Origin of the sequence: Rarobacter incanus, assembly GCF_006715765.1 — a bacterium.
GTDB lineage: Bacteria > Actinomycetota > Actinomycetes > Actinomycetales > Cellulomonadaceae > Rarobacter > Rarobacter incanus.
Genome location: NZ_VFNV01000001.1, coordinates 1,822,571 through 1,845,852 on the forward strand (window position 1 = coordinate 1,822,571; position 23,282 = coordinate 1,845,852).

Genomic DNA, 23,282 nt, shown 5'->3' on the forward strand with positions numbered 1-23,282 from the left:
GTTAGGTTAGGACCATGACTCAGCCGATTCCCGTTATCCCGCCCGCCCGGCCCGGATCGGGCGCGTCTTCGACCCCGCCGCGATGGCTTCCGAAGGCGTTGCTGATGGCTGTCATCACCGTCTTTGTGGGCATATTCGCTTGGCACGCGCTGGGTTCCTTGACCACGTTGGGCGTGTACCTGTTGCTCGCCTTCTTCCTGTCGTTGGCGCTCGAACCGGTCGTTCTGTGGCTGGTCAAACACAAGTGGAAGAGGGGCCGGGCGGCCGCCGCATCGCTGGTTGGGTTCGTGCTGGTTGCATTGATCATCACGGCGTTGTTCGGGCAGCTTCTGGTGCAGCAGGTCATGGAGTTCTCGAAGCAGGCGCCGCAAATCCTTGAGAATCTGCGCGATTCGCTGGACGGAAAGTTCGGGTTGAAAATTCCCGAAACCAGCGACCTGCTATCGCAGGCGATGACGCGATTCGGCGACGACGTGACGTCCGGTGCGTTGGCGATCGGAACCGGCGTGGTGTCTGGCATTTTCGCGACGATGACGATCATGCTGGTTACCTACTACCTCATGGCCGCTGGGCCGAGGTTCCGGGCCTCCATCTGCGGTTTCCTCCCGGCGGAACAACAAACCGAGGTCTTGCGGTTCTGGGAGATCACGCAGGACAAGGTGTCGGGTTTTATCAGCTCGCGTTTGATCTTGGCCCTGTTTTCCAGCCTGGCCACTTTCGCCTGCCTGACGATCCTGGGAACGCCGTACTCGGTGCCGCTGTCGCTCTTCATGGGAATCGTGTCGCAGTTCATCCCAACCATCGGTACCTACATCGGTGGCGCGCTGCCGGTGCTGGTCGCGCTCGCCGGCCAAGGGTGGGTTAAGGCAGTGATCATCCTGGGGTTCCTCATTGCCTACCAACAGGTCGAGAACCTGCTTTTGCAGCCCAAGATCTCGGCAAAGGCACTCGAGATGAACCCGGCGGTTGCGTTCATAGTCGTGATCGCGTTCGGTTCCGTATTCGGCGCGATAGGTGCCTTCTTGGGCTTGCCCATCGCGGCCGTCATCCAGGCGGGCATGTCGACGTACATCAGGCGGCACGAACTCATCGATTCGGAGATGCTGCACGACCCCAACCAGACGGGGCCCGTGGTGGTGCAAACGGGAGGCGGCGCAGACCAAAGCGTCGCGAAGGGCGATGACGAGGGCAAGGCCTAGCGGGGGCGACGCCGTTGCATGGAGTCGCCAGGAGTCGCTAGGAACTTAGGGCCTGCGTGATGTCGGCGATAATGTCGGCGGTATCTTCCAGACCCACCGAGAGCCGCACCGTCGTTTCGCTGATCCCCACGGCAGCGCGACCCGCGACCCCGAGCTTTGCGTGGGTCGTCGTCGCGGGGTGAGTCACTAGGGATTTGGCGTCGCCGAGGTTGTTCGAGATATCGACGATCTGCAGTGCGTCCAGGAATCGGAACGTGCGTTCTTTGGCCGCTTGCGGCTCGGTGCCGTCGGGAACCGCAATGTCGAACGTGACGACCGTGCCTCCGCCGCTCTGCTGGGACCTAGCCAGGTCGAACTGCGGATGCGATTCCAGGTACGGATAGCGGACTCGGGCGATCGCCCCGCTGTCTTCGAGCGCGCGCGCGACCGTCAGCGCGCTGTCGTTTTGGGCTTTGACGCGCACCGATAGCGTCTCAAGGCCCTTGAGTAGAACCCAGGCATTGAAGGGACTCAAGGATGGCCCGGTGTTTCGGATCAACTTTTCCACGGGACCGTGGATGAACTCGTTCGTCCCCAAAACTGCGCCGCCAAGGACGCGTCCCTGCCCATCAATGTGCTTCGTCGCGGAATAGACCACGACGTCCACCCCGAATTCGAGCGGACGCTGCAGGATCGGCGTCGCGAACACGTTGTCAACAATCACGGTCGCCCCGGCGCCGTGCGCCAGCGCGGACACCGCCGCCACGTCAACTATGTCCTGCATCGGATTCGACGGTGTCTCGAAGAACACGACATCCGCGGGTTGCGAGAGGGCCGTCCTCCACTGCGCAAGGTCGTGCCCATCGACGTAGTCGGTGGTGACTCCCCATCCGGCAAAGACCTCGTTGAAGAGCACCAGGGTGGATCCGAAGAGCGCGCGCGCGGCAACGATGCGGGAGCCGGAGCGCACAACGGCCGCGAGAGCGGTGAAGACGGCTGACATGCCGGTGGTTGTGGCGTAGGCGGCCTCGGCCCCCTCAAGCAGCCGCAGGCGTTCCTCAAAGATGTGGACCGTTGGATTGGCATAGCGCGAGTACATATACTGGTCGCGCGTGCCTGCGAACGCGTCCTCCGCGTCCTGCGCGCGGTCGTACACGTAGCCTTGGGTCAAGAACAGGCCCTCGGATGTTTCGCCGAAGGGAGTGCGGTCGTGCCCACCGCGCACCGCGATCGTCGCGGGGTGCGCCCAATCTGGAAGGGGCTTGTGCCCCGAACCGCTCACAACGACTTCCAGGGAAGATTCGCGACCTTCCACCCGGATACGTTGCGCTGCCCGTCGGGCCCGACCGGCCCTTCAAAACCGTCAAGCACGTTATAGGCCGGGCCGAACCCGGCTGCCGTCGCGGCATTTGCCGCGCCGATAGAACGCTGCCCGGAACGGCACAGGAACACGACCGGGCGGCCGTCTGCGGGTTCCAACCCCAGCGCCGCGAGGTCGGATATGAACGATGGGTTTGGTTGTCCCTGGTCGTTGACCCAGGGAACGAAGCCCGCTTCGCGGCCGGTGGCCGACGTGTCTGGCACACCGATCTGCTTCCATTCGCCGGGTGTGCGAACATCCACCAAGATCGCGTCGGGCGATTCTGTTAGCAGACTCCACGCCTCTTGCGTTGTCAGGTCACCTGCGTAGGACATCATTCCTCCGGGCATTGCGAATACTGCTGATGCTACGAGGATGCGCCGTTTACAGCGGGCCGCGAAACCCGGCTCAGTATGTGAGACGGGATGGGGTGGAGTGTCCCGTTTGCGCTGAACGGATCCCCCGGTTGCGCTAGGCGGAATCCGCGTCCGGATCGGCGAGCGTCAACACTCCCCGTTTGTATACCGGCGCCTTGAAATCGGGGTTCTTGACGGAGGCCTGCGCCACCTCTTTGACAATTTCATCCGTATCCGCAAGCCCTGCCATGTCAAGAATGATGCGAATAGTGCGGAAACGCTCGACGCCGACCGGGCGCTCCGACCTGGTCGATACGAAATTCTGCCCGATCAGCAGGCTCGTCACGGCTTCGGAAACCAGATCATAACCGCGTTTGGGTGTGGTGCCGTATTTCTCGCCAATTCGGGAGATGTAGTCCTGGACGGGTTCGCGAAAGGTCGCGATGATCGCCTTTGAATTCTCTACCGGCGACGTCAAATCGAAGGCCAAAGTCGCTGATGCGCGCGTGATCGGATCGGCGGCAAGGTGATGCCCCAGGCCGATGAGATAGAGAACAAATGCGTGCGCGGGTTGATCGGGGTAAATTGTGTCCGCCGCCGCCTTTACCTTGCGTGAATCCACGTCAAAGGCGTCGGCCAGCGCATCGGCTATCGATTTCTTGGTGGGAAAATGGTAGGCGAAGGCGCCTTTCGTTAAACCGAGCCGACGGGCGACCGTTGACAAGGCGGATGAAGCATATCCATTTTCCGCGATTACTTCGGCCGCGGACGTTAGAAGCCGCTGCCGTGTTAGCGATGACCGTGATGATTGCACATTTCATGCTAATCGCCCGGACCAAATTATTCACCCCGGGAAACGAGTGAAATCGGACCGCGCGGTCGACGAAGGTAGAATGGTGCCGGTTCGCGGTAGACCCGGCGATCCCACTTGAGCCTCCTTCCCCGGAGGCATTGCATGCGACTTCGCGCCAACGTAACTGAGGGAAGTAATGAGCGACTTAGCCAAAGATGCCGTCCGCCCCGCGCTGGACACGGTAGACAACGCCGCCGTGACGCCGGATGAGCCGCAGCCGTACGCGGAGTTGGGGCTGAAGAAGGACGAATACTTGCAGATTCGCGAGCTCCTGGGTCGGCGGCCCACCGCCGCCGAGTTGGCAATGTACTCGGTTATGTGGTCCGAGCACTGTAGCTATAAGTCGTCCAAGGTTCACCTGCGTAAGTTCGGCGACGCCACAACCGATGAGATGAAGTCCCGCCTCCTGGTGGGCATCGGGGAAAACGCCGGGGTCGTCGACATCGGCGATGGCTGGGCCGTGACGTTCAAAGTCGAGAGCCACAATCACCCCAGTTTCGTTGAGCCCTATCAGGGGGCGGCCACCGGAGTGGGCGGCATCGTGCGCGACATCATCTCCATGGGGGCGCGGCCCGTGGCGGTCATGGATCAACTGCGGTTCGGCGCAGTGGACCACCCCGACACCGCCCGCGTGGTGCACGGCGTGGTGTCCGGAGTCGGCGGTTATGGCAACTGCCTCGGCTTGCCGAACATAGGCGGTGAGTTGGTATTTGACTCGTCGTACCAGGGGAATCCGTTGGTCAACGCGCTGTGCCTGGGCGTATTGCGGCATGAGGACATCCACCTGGCAAGCGCGACCGGGGTCGGCAACAAGGTGATCCTGTTCGGCGCCCGCACCGGCGGCGACGGCATCGGGGGCGCTTCCATCCTGGCGTCGGAAACCTTCGAGGATGGCGTTCCGGCCAAGCGACCCAGCGTGCAGGTCGGCGACCCGTTTATGGAAAAGGTCCTGATCGAATGCTGCCTGGAACTGTTCGCCGCGGGCGTGGTTGAAGGCATCCAGGACTTGGGCGCCGCTGGGATCTCCTGCGCAACCTCCGAACTGGCCTCCAACGGCGACGGCGGTATGCACGTTTGGCTCGACGACGTCTTGCTGCGGGACCCCACGCTCAACGCCGGGGAAATCCTGATGAGCGAATCCCAGGAACGCATGATGGCGGTCGTTCACCCCGCCAAGCTCGCTCAGTTCATGCAGATCACGAAGAAATGGGACGTCGAATCGTCGGTCATCGGCGAGGTCAACGACTCCGGTCGGCTGACCATTGATCACCACGGCGAGCGGATCGTCGACGTCGATCCGCGCACGGTTGCGCACGAGGGTCCGGTCTACGACCGCCCCTACGCCCGCCCGGCCTGGCAGGACGCGCTCAACCTGGATTCGATCTCGACTTCCGCGGGCAAGGCGCGGTTTGCGCGCCCCGCGGGCGGCGACCAGCTTCGCTCCTCCGCTCTGGAGTTGTTGGGGTCGCCGAACCTTGCATCCAAATCCTGGGTGACAGATCAGTACGACCGCTTTGTGCAGGGTAATACGGCGCAGGCGCAGCCGGACGATTCGGGCATTATCAGAGTGGACGAGGCCACCGGGCTCGGGGTGGCGCTGGCGACCGACGCGAACGGGCGCTACGCCAAACTCGATCCTCGTACCGGGGCGCAGTTGGCGCTCGTGGAGGCATACCGCAACGTTGCATCGGTCGGCGCGGAACCTCTCGCGATCACCGACTGCCTCAACTTCGGGACGCCGGAACACCCGGACAGCATGTGGCAGCTCGTGGAGGCGATCGAGGGACTGGCGGATGGCTGCCGGGAGCTGGGCGTACCCGTTACCGGCGGAAATGTGTCGCTTTACAACACGACGGGCGACCCGGGGGAGCGGGACTCGTCCATTCATCCAACGCCGGTGGTCGGGGTGCTGGGCCTCCTGGAGGACGTGAGCACGGCGATCCCGATGGGTTGGAACGCGGCGGGATTGAACGTCCTCCTGCTCGGCGTGACGCGGCCGGAGCTTGACGGGTCGGCGTGGGCCGAGGTCGCGCACGCACACCTGGGCGGGGTCCCTCCGATCGTCGATTTCGCGGCCGAGGAAGCGCTGGCCGATTTGCTCACTTCCGCACGCCGTCGCGGCCTGGTCGCGGGCAGCCACGACCTGTCTGAGGGCGGACTGATCCAGGCGCTCATCGAGGCGAGCCTGCGTCACGGGTTCGGGGTGCGCGTTTCTGTGGACCCGGTGACCGAGCGCGACTCTGTTGACGAGTTCGAGGCGCTGTTTTCGGAGTCGACGGCGCGCATTCTTGTGGGAGTCACCGACCGTAACCTTGCCGCATTCATCGAGTTGGCCGCTTCGGTCGGGGTGCCGCTCGCCGCGCTGGGTCGTACCACCGCCAAGCAGGATGCGTCGATTGAGGTGGTCGGGCAGTTCATCATAGGTTTGGACGAGGCCCGCTCGCGCTTTGAGCAGACCTTGCCGTCGTTGTTCGCGTAGAAGGTCGCGAAGCGGGCGTTTTCCCCGCGCCGGCGTGCGGATTGCGCGCCGCCAGTCTCGACTGAAGTCGAGGGCCGCGGTGACTGCGGGTCGTGCGGGCTGCGGGCAAATCTCGCGTTCAAGTATTGAACGATGCTGAAGGGCTTTGTCGTACGCTGCCGATACTCTGGTTCATCAAGGCGGTCGACACTGGAGGTGCGCAGAGATGCCAATAACGTTATCGACGGCGGAACTCTTCTCGGCTTTTCTCGAGATCGTTGAGGCATCAGAGCAGTTGCCCCCGATCCTGGCCGAAGACGTCCGGTTCTCGTTCGTTTCCAGCGTGCTCGAATCGTTTCGCGCGGAGGGCCTGCACGGCCTGCAGGAACGGGGGCTCATCCGGGTGGCGGCAACGGTCGAACTGGACCCATTTTTGCGCGCGGTGCTGCGCACCATCCGCATCGCTGACGTGCGCATCGACATTCGCGTAGAAGTGACGGGGCGTGGTATCGGGGCTTCGGTGCCATTTCTGTCCGCCTTCGGTTTCGATTCCGGAGAGTCGATGTGGACGATCCTGCGCAATTCGACCGACGGCCTCAACGGACTGCACGCGGCCGCACGCGACAGCGCACTTGCCAGCATCAATGAGACGGTAGCGGCAGCATTCGACGGCACGGACGACGGAACCGCGCTGACCGTTTACGTCCTCAAGAAGATGGTGGGGCGCACCGAGGCGCTGGAAGTGGCGCGCGGCAGGACGCTGCGCGGCGACATCGAGGGAGTCGGAACCCAATCGCACTTCCGGCCGGTGGGCGAGGCGATGATGTGGGATCCCCAGTTGCTCCGCGCAAGCAACTGACTTCCCGTCACGGCGCGGCGGATGCGGGTCGGCGCGGACCTCTAGGCGGCATCCCGGCGTTGGAACACTATGGCACCGGCGACCGCGACAACCACGGCAAGAACTGCTAGGTAGATCAACGACTCGCCCTGGTAGACGTGGTACAGCTTCGGGGTGCATCCGTTCATCGCATCAAAGTTCGTGCACACCTCGTAGGCTTCAAACTCCCATTTGCCGTTGAGCCACGCATAGAGCCTTGGCGTGGTGGCGAATCGCCAGCCGCTCCGGATGGCGTGCGTCGCGTAGAGGTCTGCCACCGTCCACATCAGCACGGCGCCCATCGCGATCGCCGCGTGACGCGCGAGGGTTGCGATCCCGTACCCGATCAGCACAAAGAGCACCAGGAGGACGAGCGCCCGCAAGCCGGTTTTGAGGGCGTCGTTTGCCAGCGTGGAAGCGTTGGCTTCCAATGCGCCGTTGTACCGTGCGATCGCGTACACGATCCCGAGGTTCGAGCCGACTACGACGATTCCGGCCGCGACGAGTGCCAGTAGAAGGGCCGTCAACTTGCTTGAATAGACGCGCATGCGCCGCGGTTCGAACGTCAACCAATTACTCATGGCACCGGAAGACAGGTCCGCCGTCATGAAGCTGATCGAAATGATCAGTGCGGCTATGAGAAGCGTGATCGCTGAAAAGACCATCGAGGGGGTTGCCACATCCGCATACGTGGCGGCGTGCTTCAGGAAATCGTCGATTGTCAGCGCTACGCCCTGATCATCGCAGCCGAAATCAGCATCCGGGCCCGCCGCCTCTTGTTCCTTCATGCATTGCCCATCCGGCCCGTAGTATTCCGCGTCCAACCGATTGATGTCGTCGAGTTGGGCTTGGGCGTTCGCGACCTGGGCTGCCGACGGGGGTGCGGTAGACGAGAACACATTCGCAAAGATCAGTGCTTGGCTCAATACCAGGATGGCCAGTCCCGCCAGGATGAGCCAGCGGTGAGAGAACCGGCGTAACTCCGCCGTCACCAAGCGGATCATTTTGCAGCCTCCCCAGCAGTTGCCACGATGGATCGATCATTCGTCGAGCTGGGGACAGCGGCGGCTGCGCCTCCCCCCGGCACCTCACCTGCGGTGAGTTCCAGGAACAGGGCCTCCAGGGTGTTCCCCTCGCTGGTTAGGCCCGAGGCGAAGAGGCCATTGCGGGCCAGCGTCTCGTTGACGCGTGCGGGGTCGGCGGCGCCCGTCACGTGCAGTTCTCCGGCGGTGGGACGTACCTGGTATCCCGCCATCTGTAGCGCGATGAGCCCCGCCGCAATCTCGGTTGGTCGCAACGTCACCTTCACGGTATTGGAACCGCGGGCCGCCAGGAGGTCCGTGACTCGTCCCTGCGCCACGACGGAGCCCGAACCGATGATCGAAACGGTGTCCGCAACCAATTCGACCTCGGACAGAATGTGGCTGGAGACGATCACCGTCTTGCCGGCATCGGCCAGCGAGCGCATCGTTCCGCGAATTTCGCGAATTCCCGCGGGGTCGAGGCCGTTGGTCGGCTCATCGAAGATCAGCAGATCCGGGTCCTTGAGGAGCGTTGCCGCAACTGCGAGTCTTTGCTTCATTCCCAACGAGTATCCCGCGTAGCGGTTCTTTGCGCGCCCGGTAAGTCCGACCGAGTCTATGACTTCATGGACCCGCGCGGCTGGGACCCCGATCGCGATCGAGAGCTGCCGCAGGTTTTCGTATCCCGAGAAATGCGGATAGAACTTCGGCTGTTCGACGATCGCCCCAATTGCCGGGGTGACCTGGGCCAGGTGCTTCGGCACGGCTCGGCCAAGTATCTCCATGGTCCCGGAATCCGCTCTAATCAGCCCGAGGAGCATGCGGATCGTGGTGGTCTTCCCGGAGCCGTTTGGGCCTAGGAATCCATGCACCCCGTGCGCAGGAACGTCCAGATCGAGGTTATTGACCGCAATGACCTTGCGACCGGTGAAGGTGCGATATGTCTTGCGCAATCCGCGGGTGACAACCGCGCAATGGTCGAATGTGGACATAGGGACGCGCCCCCTTGCGTCGTGATGATGGACCTTTGGTTCCAGGTTCCCGTGAACACGATACATGGGGGCGCGCTGTGCCGTCTGGCGGCGCTGGGTTTAGGCAGTCGCCAGGAACTCCCTGATCGGGGTGTTGACCCAGGCTGACCACGAGCCGGGGTATAGAGCCGCGCGGTATCCGGCAATGGTCAATGCCAGGACCTCGTGGGCGGCGGCGATTCCCGATGTGCAGTAGACCGCGACCGGGGTCGAGGGGTCGAGTCCCAGCGCGCTGAAGCGGGTGCGAAGCTGATCGGCGTCCTTGAGGGTTCCGTCTTCGTTGATGTTGAACGTGGTGGGCACGCTCAGCGCGCCGGGTATGTGCCCGCCGCGCGGCTCACCTATGTCCGCAATGCCGTGGAAGTGTTCTGTGGCACGTGCGTCGAGGAGCGCCCTGCGCGCTGCCACCGCCGGAATCTCGTCCGTTTCGAGTGCGTCGAGGTGACCGTATCTCAACGTTGCGGTTCCGGGCCGCACGAACGGGGTCCCAGCCTCCAGCTTGCCGCCCGCGGCGCGCCAGCCGGCGAGCGCGCCGTCCAGAATGCGGACCTTCTTGAGGCCTGCGTGTCGCAGCACCCACCAGGCGCGGGCGGCGGAGATTGAGGAGTTGTCGTCGTAGACGACGACCTCGTCCTCATCGCTGATTCCCCACCGGCGCACGGCCGATTGCAGCAGGTCGAGCGGCGGAAGGGGGTGACGTCCCTCGCTGCGGGCGCCCCGGAACGCGAGTTCGGTTTCGAGGTCGACGTATACGGCCTCCGGCAGGTGGCCGGAAACATAGTCGGCCTGGCCGTTCGGGGCGATCGGGCGCCAGCGAACGTCGAGAATGCGCGGCGCCTTGCCGCGGGAGATGAGGCGCTTGAGCTGGGCGGGGGTAATGAGATGCGTCATGGCGGATGTCCTTTTGCGAAAGTCTGGGTGCCCCAGTGGGCGGGCCGGATGGTGCGATGCACGCTCGCGGCCGAACGGGAATGTGGTGCCACGGATGGGATCCGGGCAAAGAAATACCTGCGCGGTGCGGTTGCTGCCAGCGCAGGTTGGTCGATCAGTTGTCTCGCTGGAATAAGCGGAGATGATCGGCTATCACGCGGCTGGACAGGGACGACAGCAGTCGTCCATGGGCATGCACATTCGGGACATTCGACAACAGGGGGAAACGCGGACGAAAGACAGGGATACCGAGCGGGTACCGGACTGTGTGCGTGCGTTTGCCATGTAAGTAGGATAGAGGCGGTGACCGCGACTGTCCATCCCCCATATCAATCTGTGAGATGAGCGGCGGGAATGTGGCATTCTCGGCGCGGGAGGATGCGATTTGTACGCAATTTGTCTCGCCATGTGGACAGGGTGTGAGGTGTGCGGAAGACGATAGAGCCTGAGCGGGGGATCGCCGCCGTTGCTCGGTGGCGAGACGGCGATTCCTCACGAGCGACAATGACGATTGCGGTGCGCTATACGCTCGAGGAACTTGCCCGGCGCGTGCCGGGCAACAGCGTCGAGGTGAGGGTGCCTCCCTATGCTGCCGTGCAGTGCATTCCAGGGCCCCGGCATACTCGCGGAACGCCTCCCAATGTCGTGGAGATGGACGCGCAGGTGTGGCTCGAGTTGGCGACGGGTGCGACCACCTGGTCCGCCGCCTACGGTGCAGGAAGGGTACGCGCATCCGGAACGCGTGCCTCGCTGGAGGACGTGCTGCCGGTGTGAGGGGGCCTCGTCGGTAGAAATCATCCAACTACGATTGTTGGCCATGAGCACTAGTAACGATGCACGCGACCCGCAGGGCCACGTCCCGCCATCGGAATCCGACGAACCGCAGGTCGTTACGCCGCGACGGGCCCCCAGGTTTGGCAGGTTTGTGGCCTGTGGAGCGGTTGTGGGGGCGGTTCTGGGTGCGCTCGCGTCGCTCATCGCGGGGCTGGCCACGGGGCATTCGCAGAATGCTGGCGCTATCGCCTTATTCTGCGCGGCAGGGCTTGCCGCGGTGGGTGCCTTGGTGGCGGCCGGCATCGCCCTTTATTGGGACGGTAGGTCTTAGGGTGTCACCCCCGCTGTGAAGTTACGCGCGATGAAGCGGGCATGTCGGGGATGATTTGCGCGGGTTCTTTGCGTGCCGAAACGAGTGCGAGGGGCGCTTGGTGCGGCCCGGCCCGTCTGATGTCTGGTGCTCGCCCTGGCGGTTCGGTCACGGGTTCGGTTCTTTGTTCGGTTCTTCGTTCGGTTCTGCGTTCGGTTCTGCGTTCGGTTCTTTGTTGGGTCCCCGCTGGCGCCACGACGTTGGTCGGCATCCTGTTTGGCCCCACGGTGCAGGGGTGCGACGCAGTGGGGGTTCTCCATGCGGGGCACTGGCCACGGGCGCGTTGGCGGCTGTGCGCTGGGCACATGGGCGACTGTGGCGGCTGTGCGCGTGGGCACATGGGCGACTGGGGCAGCTGTGCGCTGGGCACATGGGCGACTGGGGCAGCTGTGCGCTGGGCACATGGGCGACTGGGGCAGCTGTGCGCTGGGCACATGGGCGACTGGGGCAGCTGTGCGCTGGGCACATGGGCGACTGGGGCGGCTGGGCGGCTGGGTGCTGGTGGGGCGGCTGTGCTCTGACGGGGGCGGCTGTGTGCTGTGGCGTCGTCTCGGGGTGTCGTGGCGTGTGTTTTGTGGTGAATTTGTTGGGTCTGAAAGTGCTGGTCGCGGTGGCGATTGGTCGTGGGGTGGGCTGGTTTGGTTGGGCTTTGGGCGCGACAATGTCACAGGCTCATGCAACACTTGTTTCATGGATGGGGAGAATGTTGTAACAAGGGCCGACGTACCCTCGGCCCGCGCGGTCGCGCCCGGCGGGGGTGACCGCGCGGGTGCTGGCGGCGTGCGAGCCCGCAAGAGCGCTGGCGTTCCTGCGGGCGGTGGCGCTAGCGCCACGGCTGGCGCTGCCGCATCCGCTGCCGTTGACGCCCCCACCGCCTCTGCCTCTGCCGCCTCTGCCTCTGCCGCTGCCGCCACGGCTGGCGCTGCCGCATCCGCTGCCGTTGACGCCCCCACCGCCTCTGCCTCTGCCGCCTCTGCCTCTGCCGCTGCCGCCACGGCTGCTGCCGTCAAAGCCTCCACTGCTGCTGTCGCCGACGTTGCCGCCGACGTTGCCGCCTCCACTGCCGATGCCGTTGGTGTTGGTGTTGATGTTGGTGATGTGTTGGTGGGGCGGTTGGCGGGGGTGTATGAGCGTATTCGGGTGTTGGAGTGTGAGGCGGTGGGGTTGGTTGGTCAGATTGTTGGCCGGTGTGGGGTTGGTGATGGTGATCAGGATGTGGCGGTTCGGCATGGGTATAGGAATGCGGTGTCGTTGGTTGAGGGTGTGACTGGTGTTAGTGCGCGGTGTGCTCGGATGTTGGTTGGTGTTGCGGGGGCTACGGCGGATCGGGTGATGCTTACCGGTGAGGTGTTGGAGCCGCGGTTTAGTGTTGTGGCTGGTGTGGTGGGTCGGGGTGGGGTTGGTTTAGAGACTGCGAATGCGATTGTGGTGGGTTTGTCGGATGCGTGGGGTCGGGCTGATGAGGGTAGTTTTGTGGCTGCGCAGCGTGGTTTGGTTGATATGGCTACTGGTGGTATTCAGGATGGTCCGGGTGCTGGTGTGGCGTATTCGTGTGATCTTGTTGCTCGTGCGGCTAGGGTGTGGAAAGACCGGATTGATCCTGATGGTGTTGAGCCGCGTGGGGATGTAGCGCATAAGAATCGGCAGTTGTGGGTTTCGACGCGTGCTGTTGGGGGGTTGCATGCTGTTCGTGGTGGGGTGCCTTCGGATGTTGCTGCTCGTTTCCACGCGATGATGGATGCGCAAAGAGCCCGTCTGGTTACTACACGCGAAACAGGCCCTCAAGAACCACCCACCCCCACCAACACGACCAGCACGGGCGGGCTGACGGCCACCGCGGGCGACGCGACCACCGCGGGCGGTACGGCCACCGCTGGCGGTACGACCACCGCGGGCGGTACGGCCACCGCTGGCGGTACGACCACCGCGGGCGGTACGGCCACCGCGTCCACCGCGTCTACCGCGTCCACCGCGTCCACGGCGTCCACTGCGGGTGGTGCGGCTGGTGTGTCTACGGCGGGTGGTGCGTCTGGTGTGGGGGTGGTGGTGGGTGGTGATGTTGTGCGGGCGCGTGATGATCGTAGGACGCTTCGCCAAATTGGTGCGGATTTGTTTGCTGCTCTTGTGACGCAGTGTCTGGCGGCCCACCAACTCGAGGACCTATCACGCCCGGCAACAGTGCTTGGGTGTGTTGACGAGTCGGGCCAACAACCCCAGGACCTGTCAAGCTCGGTGGGGTCGGGTCAACAACCCCAGGACCTGTCAAGCTCGGTGGGGTCGGGTCAACAGTCTGAGGGTGGACCGCACTCGGTGGGGTCGGGTCAGTGGTCTGAGGGCGGACCACGCTCGGTGGGGTCGGGCAGGTTTGGTGGGGTTGTGCCTGTGTTGGTGACGATTGCGGCTGACCGGGGTAGTGACGTGTTGGCGCCGGCGGGTTTGATTGGGGATGAGTCTGTTCCTCGCTCGATGATTGAGCAGTGGGCTTGTAATGGTGGTATTCAGCGTGTGTGGACGGAGCCTGGTGGGCGGGTTGTGGTTTTAGAGACCCCCTCGCGGGTTTTTTCTGCTCATCAGCGAAGAGCGATCGCGGCTCGTGATGGTAATACGTGTGTGATTCCGCATTGCACTATCCCGGCTCTGGCTTGTGAGGCCCATCACGTGACTGCGTGGGCGTTGGGTGGTAAGACCGTGGTCGATAACGGTGTGCTTTTGTGTTGGTCGCACCACCGCACGATCGAGAATGGGTATTGGGCCATCACCATGGTTCAAGGACGCCCCGTGATCACGCACGCGATACGCTCTTTCCACCCGCGGTCTCCCGCAGGTGGTAACTACCCACCACGCCCACCCCAACAACCCGGACCAGCAAGACCACCGCGGCCACCGGTATCGCCGGGATTACGGGCGCAGGCACCAGGATCGTGGGGATCATCGGGCTCACCGGGATCGCCGGGGTTACGGGTGCAGGCACCAGAAGCGTGGGGATCATCGGGCTCGCCGGGGTTACGGGCGCAGGCGCCAGAAGCGTGGGGGGCGCGGGCATCGACGCAGGACGCGCAGGTGCGAGTATCGCCAAGGGCGCAGTCACGGGCACTGGCGCGAACACGGCCACAAGCACACGCGCAAATACAGATACCATCCGTGGAGCCGGGCTCACCGCAGTCGTATGCGCAGTCACCGGTCGAGCCGGGATCACAGTGGCAGACGGGATCGCCACTATTACCGCAGTCGTATGCGCAGTCACCGGTCGAGCCGGCATCGCAGCCGACGGTCGACCCGCGGTCAAGATCAAGGTCGAGGTCGGGGCCGAGGTTGAGGTCTCACCCGCAGGCGCGGTCGAGGTCGCCGGTAGAGCCCCAGGCGCAAGGGCCGCCGGGTACTTGTGCTGGTCAAGTCACCGGAACTGACCCGACTCGCGACAGAAACCACCCACTACGGACATAACGGTGGGCATTGGGTAGTGGGAACTGGTCGGCGGGGTGCTGCGGCGCGCCCGGAATCACGCGGTTCGCCGCGCGGTTTCCCCGGTGACGCTCGCCACCAAATCCGACGCTTGGACCTGCCACCAAAGTCGACGTGCTACCGCCACCTACGTGCCTACGTGCCTGCGTGCCTACGTGCCTGCGTGCCGCCTGCGGGCTGCCTGCGGGTCTGCGGGCTTGCGGGTGTTGTGGATCTGCGGACCTGGCCGCCGGGGCGTACCAGCGGGTGCACGCACGAGCGGTCTTTCGAGTAGCTCCGGGCATGCGCGGGACGTGAAGCTATGGCTTTGGCACCGTCGGCGGGTGCGGGGTGCGGGTTTATGAGGCAATCGGAACCGCGGTCTCGTCTTGGCGGCGTGTGCGAAGAGAACCGCACCGCGAAGCTTGGCAACTACCGACAACAGTGTTCCCCGGCGCTCATCCAGGCTAATGTAGCCATGCAAATCCGCACGCGGGCTATTGGTCGCTTGATATGGGACAATGATTCCGTGGCTTTGCGCGGAGATGGACGCCTGAATCATGACCTCTTACCGGATGAGAAGGGGCCGCAGGACGAATGCGGTGTCTTCGGTCTGTGGGCACCGGGGGAAGAAGTAGCGAAGCTCGCATACTTCGGCCTCTACGCCCTGCAACACAGGGGGCAAGAATCGGCGGGAATAGCAACATCGAACGGTGAACAGATCCTCGTCTACAAGGACATGGGTTTGGTTTCACAGGTCTTCGATGAAACTGCCTTGAATGCCCTTACCGGGCACCTGGCTGTGGGGCATTGTCGGTACTCGACGACAGGCGGCAATACCTGGGAGAACGCGCAGCCTACTCTCGGCGCGACTGCCTCGGGGACCGTCGCGCTGGCCCACAACGGCAACCTCACGAACACCGCCGACCTCGTCGAATTGGTCGCCGAGCGTTACGGTGCGCAGCGACGCGGCGAGCTTGCCCGCGGAAACACCACCGACACTGCTCTCATCACTGCCCTATTCACGGGCGATGACGGCCACTCCCTCGAGGAAACGGCCATGGAGGTATTGCCGCGTTTGGAAGGCGCCTTTTCGCTAGTCTTCATGGACGAGCACGCCCTCTACGCCGCCCGCGATCCCCAGGGCGTGCGCCCACTGGTGCTAGGCCGGTTGGACCGCGGGTGGGTCGTTGCCTCGGAGACGCCCGCACTCGATATCGTCGGCGCCAGCTACGTCCGGGAAATCGAACCCGGAGAATTCATCAGGATCGACCAGGACGGCCTAGTTTCTAGGAAATTCGCGGAGCCCAAGCGGGCCGGATGCGTGTTCGAGTACGTCTACCTGGCGCGTCCCGATACATCGATCCGCGGCCGCTCGGTGCATGCCGCGCGTGTCGAAATGGGCAAAATACTCGCCCAAGAACACCCCGTCGAGGCCGACCTGGTCATTCCGGTTCCCGAGTCCGGGACGCCGGCTGCCGTTGGATACGCCCAAGAATCGGGGATCCCGTTCGGGCAGGGATTGACGAAGAACAGTTACGTTGGGCGAACATTCATCCAGCCTTCGGACACCTTGAGACAACTCGGTATCCGCCTGAAGCTCAACCCGCTACGCGAAGTCATCCGCGGGCGAAAGCTCGTCGTGGTCGACGATTCGATTGTGCGCGGCAACACCCAACGTGCCCTCATCCGGATGCTGCGCGAGGCCGGCGCCGATGAGGTACACGTCCGCATCAGCTCCCCTCCCGTCAAATGGCCGTGCTTCTACGGCATCGATTTCGCGTCCCGCGCTGAGTTGATTGCCAACGGGCTTTCCGCGGACGAGATCGCCTCGTCCCTGGGAGCGGATTCCCTCGGATACATCTCGCTGGAGGGAATGATCGCTGCCTCCAACCAGCCAGCATCCGAGCTCTGCGCAGCCTGCTTCACGGGCGAGTACCCGATCGAGCTGCCGTCGGAGGAGCGTCGCGGCAAGCACCTGCTGGAGATGCCGACAATGGGCAACCCCGACGACGGGTTGCATTCGCTCACGGTCGGTGCCGGCGGTGCCGGCGCCCTTCAACACCCGTAGGTCGCGGCGGCGGTGGCCCTTGGCACGCCCCGGGAACAATTACGCACCATCCGACTCATTGCAAGGAGATACCCGTGACTAACCCACCGGCATTGACATATGCCAGCGCTGGCGTGGATACCGAGGCGGGCGACCGCGCCGTTGAACTCATGAAGGGCGCGGTGAAGCGCACCCATTCCGATGCGGTTTTGGGCGGTGTCGGCGGATTCGCTGGAATGTACGACGCAAGCTTCTTGTTGCGTTACGAACGTCCCTTGCTGGCGACGTCGACCGATGGCGTGGGAACGAAGGTAGCGATCGCGCAGGCGCTCGACATCCACGACACCATCGGCTTCGATCTGGTGGGAATGGTCGTTGACGACATCGTAGTGGTCGGCGCGGAGCCATTGTTTATGACCGACTACATTGCCACCGGCAAGCTGGTCCCGGAACGCATAGCCGCGATTGTCAGCGGTATTGCGCAAGCCTGCGAGGTTGCCGGGACGGCGCTGGTCGGCGGCGAAACCGCTGAGCACCCGGGCCTGCTTGCAGCCGATGAATACGACGTGGCCGGGGCTGCGACCGGCGTGGTCGAGGCCGCCAACGTTCTTGGGCCGGAACGCGTAGAAGATGGTGATGTGCTGGTCGCCTTGGCATCTTCAGGCCTGCACTCGAATGGCTATTCCCTGGTGCGAGCGGTCATCGCGAATGCGGGGTGGGACCTGACCAAACCGGTACCCGAATTTGGCCGCACGCTCGGTGAAGAACTTTTGGAGCCTACCCGTGTGTACGCAAGCGACTGCCTCGAACTCATCCGCACCGACGGGCTGGACGTTCACGCGATGACCCACGTTACCGGTGGCGGGCTGGCGGCGAACCTGGCTCGGGTGTTGCCCGCGGGAATGGTGGCGACGGTCGACCGCTCCGCGTGGGAGGTGCCTGCAGTCTTCCGTGTCATCAAGGAGCTCGGCAACGTTCCCGTCGCCGACTGGGAATCGACGCTAAACCTCGGCGTTGGGATGGTTGCGATCGTGTCCGCTAGCAGCGCCGACGCGTACGTGAGTGCGGCGCGGCAGCTCGGGACCCCAGCATGGGTCATTGGCGAGGTGGCAGCTGCAACGTCAGCGCGGGGCGCAGAAGCTCTCGCTGATTCGACGTTGGTCGCAGGGACCAAGGGCGTCGAGGGCGGCGCGGTGCACCTAGTCGGTCAATACCGATAAATCGGTCGATGGTTGGTTGCGGGGCGCGCTGCCGCGTACCCCGCGGCAGCTACCAATGGTTCCGTATGTCCTGCCCGAAAGCGGTGGAACGCTGGGTGTGCGGGTCTGGTGTTTCCGCGTAGGCGCGGTCCGTGGTCGGTGGAACGCTGGGTGTGCGGGTCTGGCGTTCCCCGTAGGCGCGGTCCGGAACCGTCACGGCGTCTTACCTCCAGCGACGCAGTACCTCCGCGGTTTGCCCACGGCGACGTTTTGTCACACTAGCTGGACCGGTGCGTCAACGCCCGTACGATGACCACTTATCGTCGTCGTCCTCCGGTACGTCCCACCGTGACTCGGTGGCGACATCCGTTTTAGAACTGCCAGACAACTCTGCCTCGAGAGCCCGATAATCGGTCTCTGGGCTGTAGTACTTGAGTTCGCGAGCAACCTTGGTGTGCTTCGCCTTCTGACGGCCGCGGCCCATGGCTCCGACCCCCTCAACGTGGAAGCGAGGCGGCGACGCTCCTGGGCGTGCGGCCTCGGTGATCAATCAATGTTTCGTAGCACTACCGTACATGTTCAAGTACCCTTGGGGCTAGTTCAGGGGAGCTTGATTCGCCACAAGCGAAGTCGGAGCGCCTTTGCGGGCGGGGCGACGCGCCGAAAAAACGCCGTTTCAAAACGGAAAAATGGCACTCTTCGCCCGAACCTGGGCCTTAGGTCTATGTCGGACACTGGTCGATTCGTCCATGCTTGATGTATTGGTTATTCATATTGCCGGAGGTCGGTAGATTGTGCGGCCCCCGCCGAAGGAAGGTGGAACGATGACCACTGCATCCTCGACGTCCGAGGTTCTGCTGACACCCGCGGAAGTCGCGAACATGTTCCGCGTGGACCCAAAGACGGTGACGCGCTGGGCGAAGGCAGGGAAGTTGAGTTCGATCCGTACCCTGGGTGGGCATCGCCGCTACCGCGAATCCGAGGTCCGTAGCCTGTTGGCAGACTTTGAAGCGGGTCAGCACGGAAACTGATGCTTGCTGCGCCGGGGCGACCCGGTGACAGACCAACAATTGGCAGGCAAGTGGGCAGTCAGTCGGCTGGCGGCCGATAGTTAGGCGGCTGGGGCTGTCGTGCCCGCCGGGGCGACCCGGTGACCGGCTGGCGGTTGGGTATGTAAGTTGGCGGCTGACAGGCAAGGTGGTCGACAAGTAGGCAGCCGACGCTCTCGCTTGGCCCCGGCGGCCGCGAACCTGCGCTTCTAGCGAGACCTGCGGATCGCCTTCACGATTCCGCCCGCGGCAATGGCGCCCGCGGCCACGAGCGCCGCGATCGTCTTCTTACGGCGAGAGTCATCGGCGGGAAGCCCATTCCCCGTTGCGGCGGCAACTACGTCGCGGACGGTCCGCTTGCCCTCATCCTGGAGATCGCGGGCGATTGCGCGAGGCTGAACTCGTTCAACCAACTCACCCAATGCGGCGTCGAGTTCCCTGCGGGCGTTGGCAGTCGAGGGGATGGCGTCCGAGCCGTTCTCCGCGGGTGCGTCGTGGGTCATTTTCATGCCTCCGGGGTTTCCTCGTGTGCGGATGCGGTCTGTTGCGCCTGCGAGATGCTGTCGGCGAGGGAATCTTTGATCTTGGCGGGCACTTCACCGGCGCTAGGCACCTGGTGTCGCTTCATCAGGGAAGCGCCGATGGCTCCCAAAGCCGCGGCAATCACGGCCATCGCGGCGGCAAGTACCAGCCCTGCAAGCCAGGCGGGCATCGCGAGGCACAGACCCTGATAGGCCGCCACAGAAAGGTAGACGGCAGTCAATAGGACGAGCACCCCAGCGGCAGCGAATAGGCCGATCGCGATCGCGGATTCTTTGAGTTTGACGACCAATGAGTTCTTGTACGCGGCGATTTCGGCCTTTGCAAGATCGACGATTGCCGTGATCGCACGCGCAATGACGGCGCTGAGCGGTGGTCGGTCGGTTGGTGTCGTCATGGGGTTCTCCTCAAGGGGCGTCGGACTGCACTTCGCGGCTAACGCCAACCTAGCGATCAGAATTAGGATGAGTCGAGCGCAGTTACAAGACTACGCGTGAAGGAGAATTCTTGTGAGTAGAGCGCAGGACCAGGCCCGCGCCGGGGTCGACATCATGACGTCGGCGGAGCCCGAAGCGGTGGTCTTGTGCGTGGAGAATTCCTGCGGTGAGTACCCGTCGCGCGCGCAGGACCGGGCCCAATATGCGGTCGATATTGTCGAAATTGCGGGCGGGTTCGCGCGCCTGGGGATCCGGGGCACGGATGCTGCCCGCCGGGACTACTTGCAATTTCACATTCACATTGGCAGCCGCTTGGAATCGCACACCTCCGTCAGCGCAGGAATCGATAGCTATACTCTCGTGGCTCCGGTTGAAGTGGATCGGGGCGCGACGATTGCCGCCTTCAATGCCTACGAGTCCTTTCTGGCCAGCTTCTGCCGCGCCCTGATCGCAGTCGATTCCGGTGCGGATATTGCCGTTCGGGGAGCATTGCGGGACCTGGCGGTAGTCGCCGACTACGAAATGCCTCAGCCCGCACCGGCACCCGCCCAGCGTCCGTGGCGCGCACCGATCCCCAGCGCGCCGTGGGCGGTTGCGGGCGCGCCGGGAGGCGCAGCGGATGGGGCCGAGTCGGGTGGGCCTGGGGTGTCCGTGCCGGGAAGCGCAGCGGATGGGGCCGAGTCGGGTGGGCCTGGGGGGACGGGCCCTGGCGTGTCCGCGCCGGGTGGCGCCCCGCGCCCACCGAGCGAACCGGTGAGCACGGAGAAGGCCGTCTTCACGATGGTCGATTCCACGGGCAACGTCTACCCGGTCAAGGCCGTGAAGGTTCTCATGGGTAGGCGTCCCGATCGCGCAGGCTACCCCGGGATAACGACCCTGACTCTGGTGGACCCGTCGCGGACGGTGTCGAAAACGCACGGGTTGGCGGAACTCGTCGGTAATGTTCTGCATGTCACGGATGTCGGTTCGACAAATGGTGTGAGCCTGATCGGCGATGACGGTGTCAGCGTCGTAGTGCACATTAGTGCAGGTCAGACGGTACACGTCGAGCGTGGCGGGTGCTTTCAGCTCGGCGATTTGAAACTAGCCTGGGACCTTGGCGAGCGATGAGATGGGCGGCGCCGGCGCTCGCTAGCCGCGTCTGAACTGGGCGACCATGGGGCACTCGAATGGCGCGGGAGCGGCGAGGCCGACGGTGTTGAGGTAACCGATCACGATCGCGTACGAACGCAATAGCGACGTCTCGGTGTATGGCACATCGTGTTGAGCACAGAACTCCTTGACGATCGCGCGCGTTTTGGCCAAGTGAGGACGCGCCATGCTCGGGAATAGGTGGTGTTCGATCTGGTAGTTGAGCCCGCCCATGAGCGCCGTCATCCACCACCCGCCGCGAATGTTGCGAGAAGTACGGATCTGTTTGGAAAAGAAATCTAGCTTCGAATCGGGGGCGATGATCGGCATGCCCTTGTGGTTGGGGGCGAACGATGCCCCCATATAGAGCCCGAACACTGCAAGCATCACGCCCGCGAACGCAAATGCCATCCCCAGCGGCAAAAGTGCGAAGATGGGCACGAATAGCAGCGCGGAGCGCACCAGAATCAGGGAGAGTTCCGTCCACCGGGACTTCACCTTTCCGGGACCGACAAGAAACCGCAGGCTGTGGAAGTGCAGGTTGAACCCCTCGAGGGTGAGCAACGGGAAGAAGAACCAGCCCTGCTTGCGGGTTATCAGGCGGCGGAACCCCCGTGCCTGTGTGGCGTCTTCGTCCAAGAACGAGATCGTGTCGACCTCGATATCGGGGTCTTTGCGGACACGGTTGGGGTTCGCGTGATGGCGGGTATGCTTCGCATCCCACCACGAATAGCTCATGCCGACGTAGGCCGCCAGGATCCGCGCCAGGCGATCGTTCGCCGGGCCGGAGGAGAGGATTTGGCGGTGCCCAGCCTCATGGGCTAAGAAGGCGACCTGTGTGAACAAAATCCCCAGCGCCGCCGCGATCAGTAGCTGAAACCACGAGTGTCCTAGCAAAACGAAACCGATGATAGCAAGCGCGAACAAAGCTGCGATGACCGCGCCGGTCGCAAGGTAGAAGCGGCGCGAACGCCGCAACAGTCCTGCCTCGCGGACCACCTCAGATAGCCTGGCGTAAGCGCGGATGATCGGCGGGAAGTCCTCGCTGCGTGAGTATTTTTGGGTGGTCGTCGCGGGGGAGCCGAGGGCATCGGCGAGTTGAGTGGAAATACTCTAACCTCGTTCTGTGACGGCGGCCGAGCGCCAGGTGGATTGCGCGCCCGGCGGTCGCCGATCACTGAGGTCACAGTACGGCATGACGCTGCATAGGGCTAGGGCGTACCGCGTGTGGGTGTGGCGGGGACTTGGCCTGCGCGGCGACCCGCGCGCAAAAAAGAACCCTTGCGATGTAGAAGCTACGCAAGGGTTCAGCAGCGATGTAATAGTCGCTACGTGGCTCCGACCGGCGTCGATCCGGTGACCTTTCGATTTTCAGTCGAACGCTCTACCAACTGAGCTACAGAGCCTAGCCTCACAGGCTGGCTGAGCCAGCTGCTGAGCCGAGCGACCCCGACGGGACTTGAACCCGCGACCTCCGCCGTGACAGGGCGGCGCGCTAACCAACTGCGCCACGGGGCCTTGATCAATCAAGACCTTGGTTCGACTTTTCACTTTCGAACCTGCACGATCGTACACGATCATTTCCGCGGAGGGAAATCGCTTCCGATCGGTACCCCCAACGGGATTCGAACCCGTGTTACCGCCGTGAAAGGGCGGCGTCCTAGGCCACTAGACGATGGGGGCGCCTTGCCCGGTTCGTGGTCTTGGAGCATTCCGTGAGCCACCGCCCGGCAACGTGGAGTCGCGCGGCCTGGGGCCGAACAACTCGCCTAGCATAATGGGAAAATGCCACTTTCGGCAACGTGAGGGTCCCGGGCGACGCGTTTCGTGTGGTTGATGGGCAATGCGGCGGGCACAATGGGTCCATGTTTGAGATGTCCCAGGCCGATTTCCAGGCGATTGTTGCGGGGGTTTTGGATCGCATTCCGCACCAGATTGCGCGGCGCCTCGACAACGTCGCCTTTGTCGTGGAGGACGACGCTCCGGACCACGACCCGCACTTATTGGGGCACTTCGATGGTTTTCCGGTCACGGCTGTTGGTGAGGGGGGTCCGGCGGGTGCGCTGCCCGACAAGATCACCATCTACCGGCTCCCGACGTTGCGCATGTGCGAAACGATTGACCAGGTCATTGAGGAAGTTTCGGTCACGGTGATACACGAAATCGGGCATTACTTCGGCATTGACGACGCGCGCCTGCACGAACTCGGGTGGGCTTAGTTCAGTG

22 protein-coding genes, 3 tRNA genes and 1 pseudogene are annotated in these 23,282 nt (G+C 63.6%); 11 read left to right on the forward strand and 15 right to left on the reverse strand.

The genetic code is table 11. From position 1 onward, the window contains the following. The first annotated feature begins 14 nt into the window (after nt 1-14). Nucleotides 15-1,199, forward strand: coding sequence for an AI-2E family transporter (locus tag FB389_RS07530; RefSeq protein ID WP_142112414.1), 1,185 nt, complete (start codon nt 15-17; stop codon nt 1,197-1,199). Nucleotides 1,200-1,236: 37 nt separating this feature from the next. On the opposite strand, the gene FB389_RS07535 is transcribed toward FB389_RS07530, so the two are convergent. The 3 genes from FB389_RS07535 to FB389_RS07545 form a co-directional block, all read right to left on the reverse strand. Continuing rightward, complete coding sequence (locus tag FB389_RS07535; RefSeq protein WP_425467271.1) at nt 1,237-2,460, reverse strand: O-succinylhomoserine sulfhydrylase; 1,224 nt, start codon at nt 2,458-2,460, stop codon at nt 1,237-1,239. Beyond that, nucleotides 2,457-2,888 (reverse strand): rhodanese-like domain-containing protein, encoded by a 432-nt coding sequence (locus FB389_RS07540; protein ID WP_246043581.1) that lies wholly within the window; start codon nt 2,886-2,888, stop codon nt 2,457-2,459. Before FB389_RS07540 ends, FB389_RS07535 begins: the two co-directional genes overlap by 4 nt. 121 nt (nt 2,889-3,009) lie before the next feature. Further along, a complete protein-coding gene (locus tag FB389_RS07545; protein ID WP_142112418.1) occupies nt 3,010-3,708 on the reverse strand; it encodes a TetR/AcrR family transcriptional regulator in 699 nt (232 codons plus the stop codon). Nucleotides 3,709-3,883: 175 nt separating this feature from the next. Between FB389_RS07545 and purL the strand changes: the two genes are divergently transcribed. After that, nucleotides 3,884-6,226, forward strand: coding sequence for a phosphoribosylformylglycinamidine synthase subunit PurL (purL, locus tag FB389_RS07550; protein ID WP_142112420.1), 2,343 nt, complete (start codon nt 3,884-3,886; stop codon nt 6,224-6,226). A 205-nt stretch (nt 6,227-6,431) separates the two neighbouring features. Beyond that, a complete protein-coding gene (locus FB389_RS07555; RefSeq protein ID WP_142112422.1) occupies nt 6,432-7,064 on the forward strand; it encodes a hypothetical protein in 633 nt (210 codons plus the stop codon). A 41-nt stretch (nt 7,065-7,105) separates the two neighbouring features. Here FB389_RS07555 and FB389_RS07560 read toward each other — a convergent pair whose 3' ends face one another. The 3 genes from FB389_RS07560 to FB389_RS07570 all read right to left on the reverse strand — a co-directional run bounded on the left by FB389_RS07560 (nt 7,106) and on the right by FB389_RS07570 (nt 10,026). Next, nucleotides 7,106-8,086, reverse strand: a complete 981-nt coding sequence (locus tag FB389_RS07560) for an ABC transporter permease subunit (RefSeq protein WP_142112424.1) — start codon at nt 8,084-8,086, stop codon at nt 7,106-7,108. Continuing rightward, the gene (locus FB389_RS07565) at nt 8,083-9,096 is read right to left on the reverse strand and encodes an ABC transporter ATP-binding protein (protein ID WP_142112425.1); all 1,014 of its coding nucleotides are present in this window, start codon (nt 9,094-9,096) and stop codon (nt 8,083-8,085) included. The genes FB389_RS07560 and FB389_RS07565 overlap by 4 nt, the downstream gene beginning before the upstream one ends. A 99-nt stretch (nt 9,097-9,195) precedes the next feature. Next, nucleotides 9,196-10,026 (reverse strand): sulfurtransferase, encoded by an 831-nt coding sequence (locus FB389_RS07570; protein ID WP_142112427.1) that lies wholly within the window; start codon nt 10,024-10,026, stop codon nt 9,196-9,198. Between the two features lie 465 nt (nt 10,027-10,491). Between FB389_RS07570 and FB389_RS07575 the strand changes: the two genes are divergently transcribed. Together FB389_RS07575 and FB389_RS07580 are read left to right on the forward strand one after the other, a co-directional pair. After that, a complete protein-coding gene (locus FB389_RS07575) occupies nt 10,492-10,839 on the forward strand; it encodes a sterol carrier family protein (RefSeq protein WP_142112429.1) in 348 nt (115 codons plus the stop codon). A gap of 43 nt (nt 10,840-10,882) precedes the next feature. After that, on the forward strand, nt 10,883-11,170 hold the full coding sequence (locus tag FB389_RS07580) for a hypothetical protein (RefSeq protein WP_142112431.1): 288 nt from the start codon (nt 10,883-10,885) through the stop codon (nt 11,168-11,170). A 1,820-nt stretch (nt 11,171-12,990) separates the two neighbouring features. On the opposite strand, the gene FB389_RS07585 is transcribed toward FB389_RS07580, so the two are convergent. Then, nucleotides 12,991-13,197, reverse strand: coding sequence for a hypothetical protein (locus FB389_RS07585; protein ID WP_142110820.1), 207 nt, complete (start codon nt 13,195-13,197; stop codon nt 12,991-12,993). Nucleotides 13,198-13,675: 478 nt separating this feature from the next. On the opposite strand from FB389_RS07585, the pseudogene FB389_RS10920 reads away from it, so the two are divergent. Further along, nucleotides 13,676-13,954 (forward strand): annotated as a pseudogene (locus tag FB389_RS10920) (HNH endonuclease); the annotation flags it as partial. A gap of 37 nt (nt 13,955-13,991) precedes the next feature. Here FB389_RS10920 and FB389_RS07590 read toward each other — a convergent pair. Next, nucleotides 13,992-14,198, reverse strand: coding sequence for a hypothetical protein (locus FB389_RS07590; protein WP_142112433.1), 207 nt, complete (start codon nt 14,196-14,198; stop codon nt 13,992-13,994). Between the two features lie 981 nt (nt 14,199-15,179). On the opposite strand from FB389_RS07590, the gene purF reads away from it, so the two are divergent. Together purF and purM are read left to right on the forward strand one after the other, a co-directional pair. After that, the gene (gene purF, locus FB389_RS07595; RefSeq protein WP_142112435.1) at nt 15,180-16,721 is read left to right on the forward strand and encodes an amidophosphoribosyltransferase; all 1,542 of its coding nucleotides are present in this window, start codon (nt 15,180-15,182) and stop codon (nt 16,719-16,721) included. 74 nt (nt 16,722-16,795) lie between these two features. Then, nucleotides 16,796-17,920 (forward strand): phosphoribosylformylglycinamidine cyclo-ligase, encoded by a 1,125-nt coding sequence (gene purM, locus FB389_RS07600; RefSeq protein ID WP_142112437.1) that lies wholly within the window; start codon nt 16,796-16,798, stop codon nt 17,918-17,920. Between the two features lie 274 nt (nt 17,921-18,194). Here the strand turns inward: purM and FB389_RS07605 are convergent, their stop codons facing one another. Beyond that, nucleotides 18,195-18,383 carry a DUF3073 domain-containing protein gene (locus FB389_RS07605; RefSeq protein WP_142112439.1) on the reverse strand — a complete coding sequence of 63 codons (189 nt, stop codon included), beginning with the start codon at nt 18,381-18,383 and terminating at the stop codon, nt 18,195-18,197. A 340-nt stretch (nt 18,384-18,723) separates the two neighbouring features. Between FB389_RS07605 and FB389_RS07610 the strand changes: the two genes are divergently transcribed. Continuing rightward, on the forward strand, nt 18,724-18,930 hold the full coding sequence (locus tag FB389_RS07610; RefSeq protein ID WP_142112441.1) for a BldC family transcriptional regulator: 207 nt from the start codon (nt 18,724-18,726) through the stop codon (nt 18,928-18,930). Nucleotides 18,931-19,157: 227 nt separating this feature from the next. Here FB389_RS07610 and FB389_RS07615 read toward each other — a convergent pair whose 3' ends face one another. Beyond that, nucleotides 19,158-19,451 (reverse strand): hypothetical protein, encoded by a 294-nt coding sequence (locus tag FB389_RS07615; RefSeq protein ID WP_211344978.1) that lies wholly within the window; start codon nt 19,449-19,451, stop codon nt 19,158-19,160. Between the two features lie 2 nt (nt 19,452-19,453). Further along, nucleotides 19,454-19,885, reverse strand: coding sequence for a phage holin family protein (locus FB389_RS07620; RefSeq protein WP_142112444.1), 432 nt, complete (start codon nt 19,883-19,885; stop codon nt 19,454-19,456). A 112-nt stretch (nt 19,886-19,997) separates the two neighbouring features. Here FB389_RS07620 and FB389_RS07625 point away from each other — a divergent pair, with 112 nt between their 5' ends. Beyond that, on the forward strand, nt 19,998-21,035 hold the full coding sequence (locus FB389_RS07625) for an FHA domain-containing protein (RefSeq protein ID WP_142112446.1): 1,038 nt from the start codon (nt 19,998-20,000) through the stop codon (nt 21,033-21,035). 21 nt (nt 21,036-21,056) lie between these two features. Here FB389_RS07625 and FB389_RS07630 read toward each other — a convergent pair whose 3' ends face one another. The 4 genes from FB389_RS07630 to FB389_RS07645 all read right to left on the reverse strand — a co-directional run bounded on the left by FB389_RS07630 (nt 21,057) and on the right by FB389_RS07645 (nt 22,739). Further along, the gene (locus FB389_RS07630; protein ID WP_142112448.1) at nt 21,057-22,166 is read right to left on the reverse strand and encodes a fatty acid desaturase family protein; all 1,110 of its coding nucleotides are present in this window, start codon (nt 22,164-22,166) and stop codon (nt 21,057-21,059) included. Between the two features lie 223 nt (nt 22,167-22,389). Further along, nucleotides 22,390-22,462 (reverse strand) — tRNA-Phe (locus FB389_RS07635). A 38-nt stretch (nt 22,463-22,500) separates the two neighbouring features. Beyond that, nucleotides 22,501-22,574, reverse strand: a tRNA-Asp gene (locus tag FB389_RS07640). Between the two features lie 92 nt (nt 22,575-22,666). After that, nucleotides 22,667-22,739 (reverse strand) — tRNA-Glu (locus FB389_RS07645). A gap of 182 nt (nt 22,740-22,921) precedes the next feature. On the opposite strand from FB389_RS07645, the gene FB389_RS07650 reads away from it, so the two are divergent. Then, nucleotides 22,922-23,275: a metallopeptidase family protein gene (locus FB389_RS07650; protein WP_142112450.1), complete on the forward strand. Its 354-nt coding sequence runs from the start codon at nt 22,922-22,924 to the stop codon at nt 23,273-23,275. The last annotated feature ends 7 nt before the right edge of the window (nt 23,276-23,282 follow it).

Bases quoted from the DNA above. Each gene is read 5' to 3' on its own strand.
- FB389_RS07560 (WP_142112424.1), bottom strand. From the start codon at position 8,086: ATGATCCGCTTGGTGACGGCGGAGTTACGCCGGTTCTCTCACCGCTGG.
- FB389_RS07570 (WP_142112427.1), bottom strand. From the start codon at position 10,026: ATGACGCATCTCATTACCCCCGCCCAGCTCAAGCGCCTCATCTCCCGC.
- FB389_RS07530 (WP_142112414.1), top strand. From the start codon at position 15: ATGACTCAGCCGATTCCCGTTATCCCGCCCGCCCGGCCCGGATCGGGC.
- FB389_RS07580 (WP_142112431.1), top strand. From the start codon at position 10,883: ATGAGCACTAGTAACGATGCACGCGACCCGCAGGGCCACGTCCCGCCA.
- FB389_RS07555 (WP_142112422.1), top strand. From the start codon at position 6,432: ATGCCAATAACGTTATCGACGGCGGAACTCTTCTCGGCTTTTCTCGAG.
- FB389_RS07650 (WP_142112450.1), top strand. From the start codon at position 22,922: ATGTTTGAGATGTCCCAGGCCGATTTCCAGGCGATTGTTGCGGGGGTT.
- FB389_RS07565 (WP_142112425.1), bottom strand. From the start codon at position 9,096: ATGTCCACATTCGACCATTGCGCGGTTGTCACCCGCGGATTGCGCAAG.
- purL (WP_142112420.1), top strand. From the start codon at position 3,884: ATGAGCGACTTAGCCAAAGATGCCGTCCGCCCCGCGCTGGACACGGTA.
- FB389_RS07610 (WP_142112441.1), top strand. From the start codon at position 18,724: ATGACCACTGCATCCTCGACGTCCGAGGTTCTGCTGACACCCGCGGAA.
- FB389_RS07540 (WP_246043581.1), bottom strand. From the start codon at position 2,888: ATGCCCGGAGGAATGATGTCCTACGCAGGTGACCTGACAACGCAAGAG.
- FB389_RS07615 (WP_211344978.1), bottom strand. From the start codon at position 19,451: ATGACCCACGACGCACCCGCGGAGAACGGCTCGGACGCCATCCCCTCG.
- FB389_RS07605 (WP_142112439.1), bottom strand. From the start codon at position 18,383: ATGGGCCGCGGCCGTCAGAAGGCGAAGCACACCAAGGTTGCTCGCGAA.
- FB389_RS07590 (WP_142112433.1), bottom strand. From the start codon at position 14,198: ATGATCCCCACGCTTCTGGTGCCTGCACCCGTAACCCCGGCGATCCCG.
- FB389_RS07620 (WP_142112444.1), bottom strand. From the start codon at position 19,885: ATGACGACACCAACCGACCGACCACCGCTCAGCGCCGTCATTGCGCGT.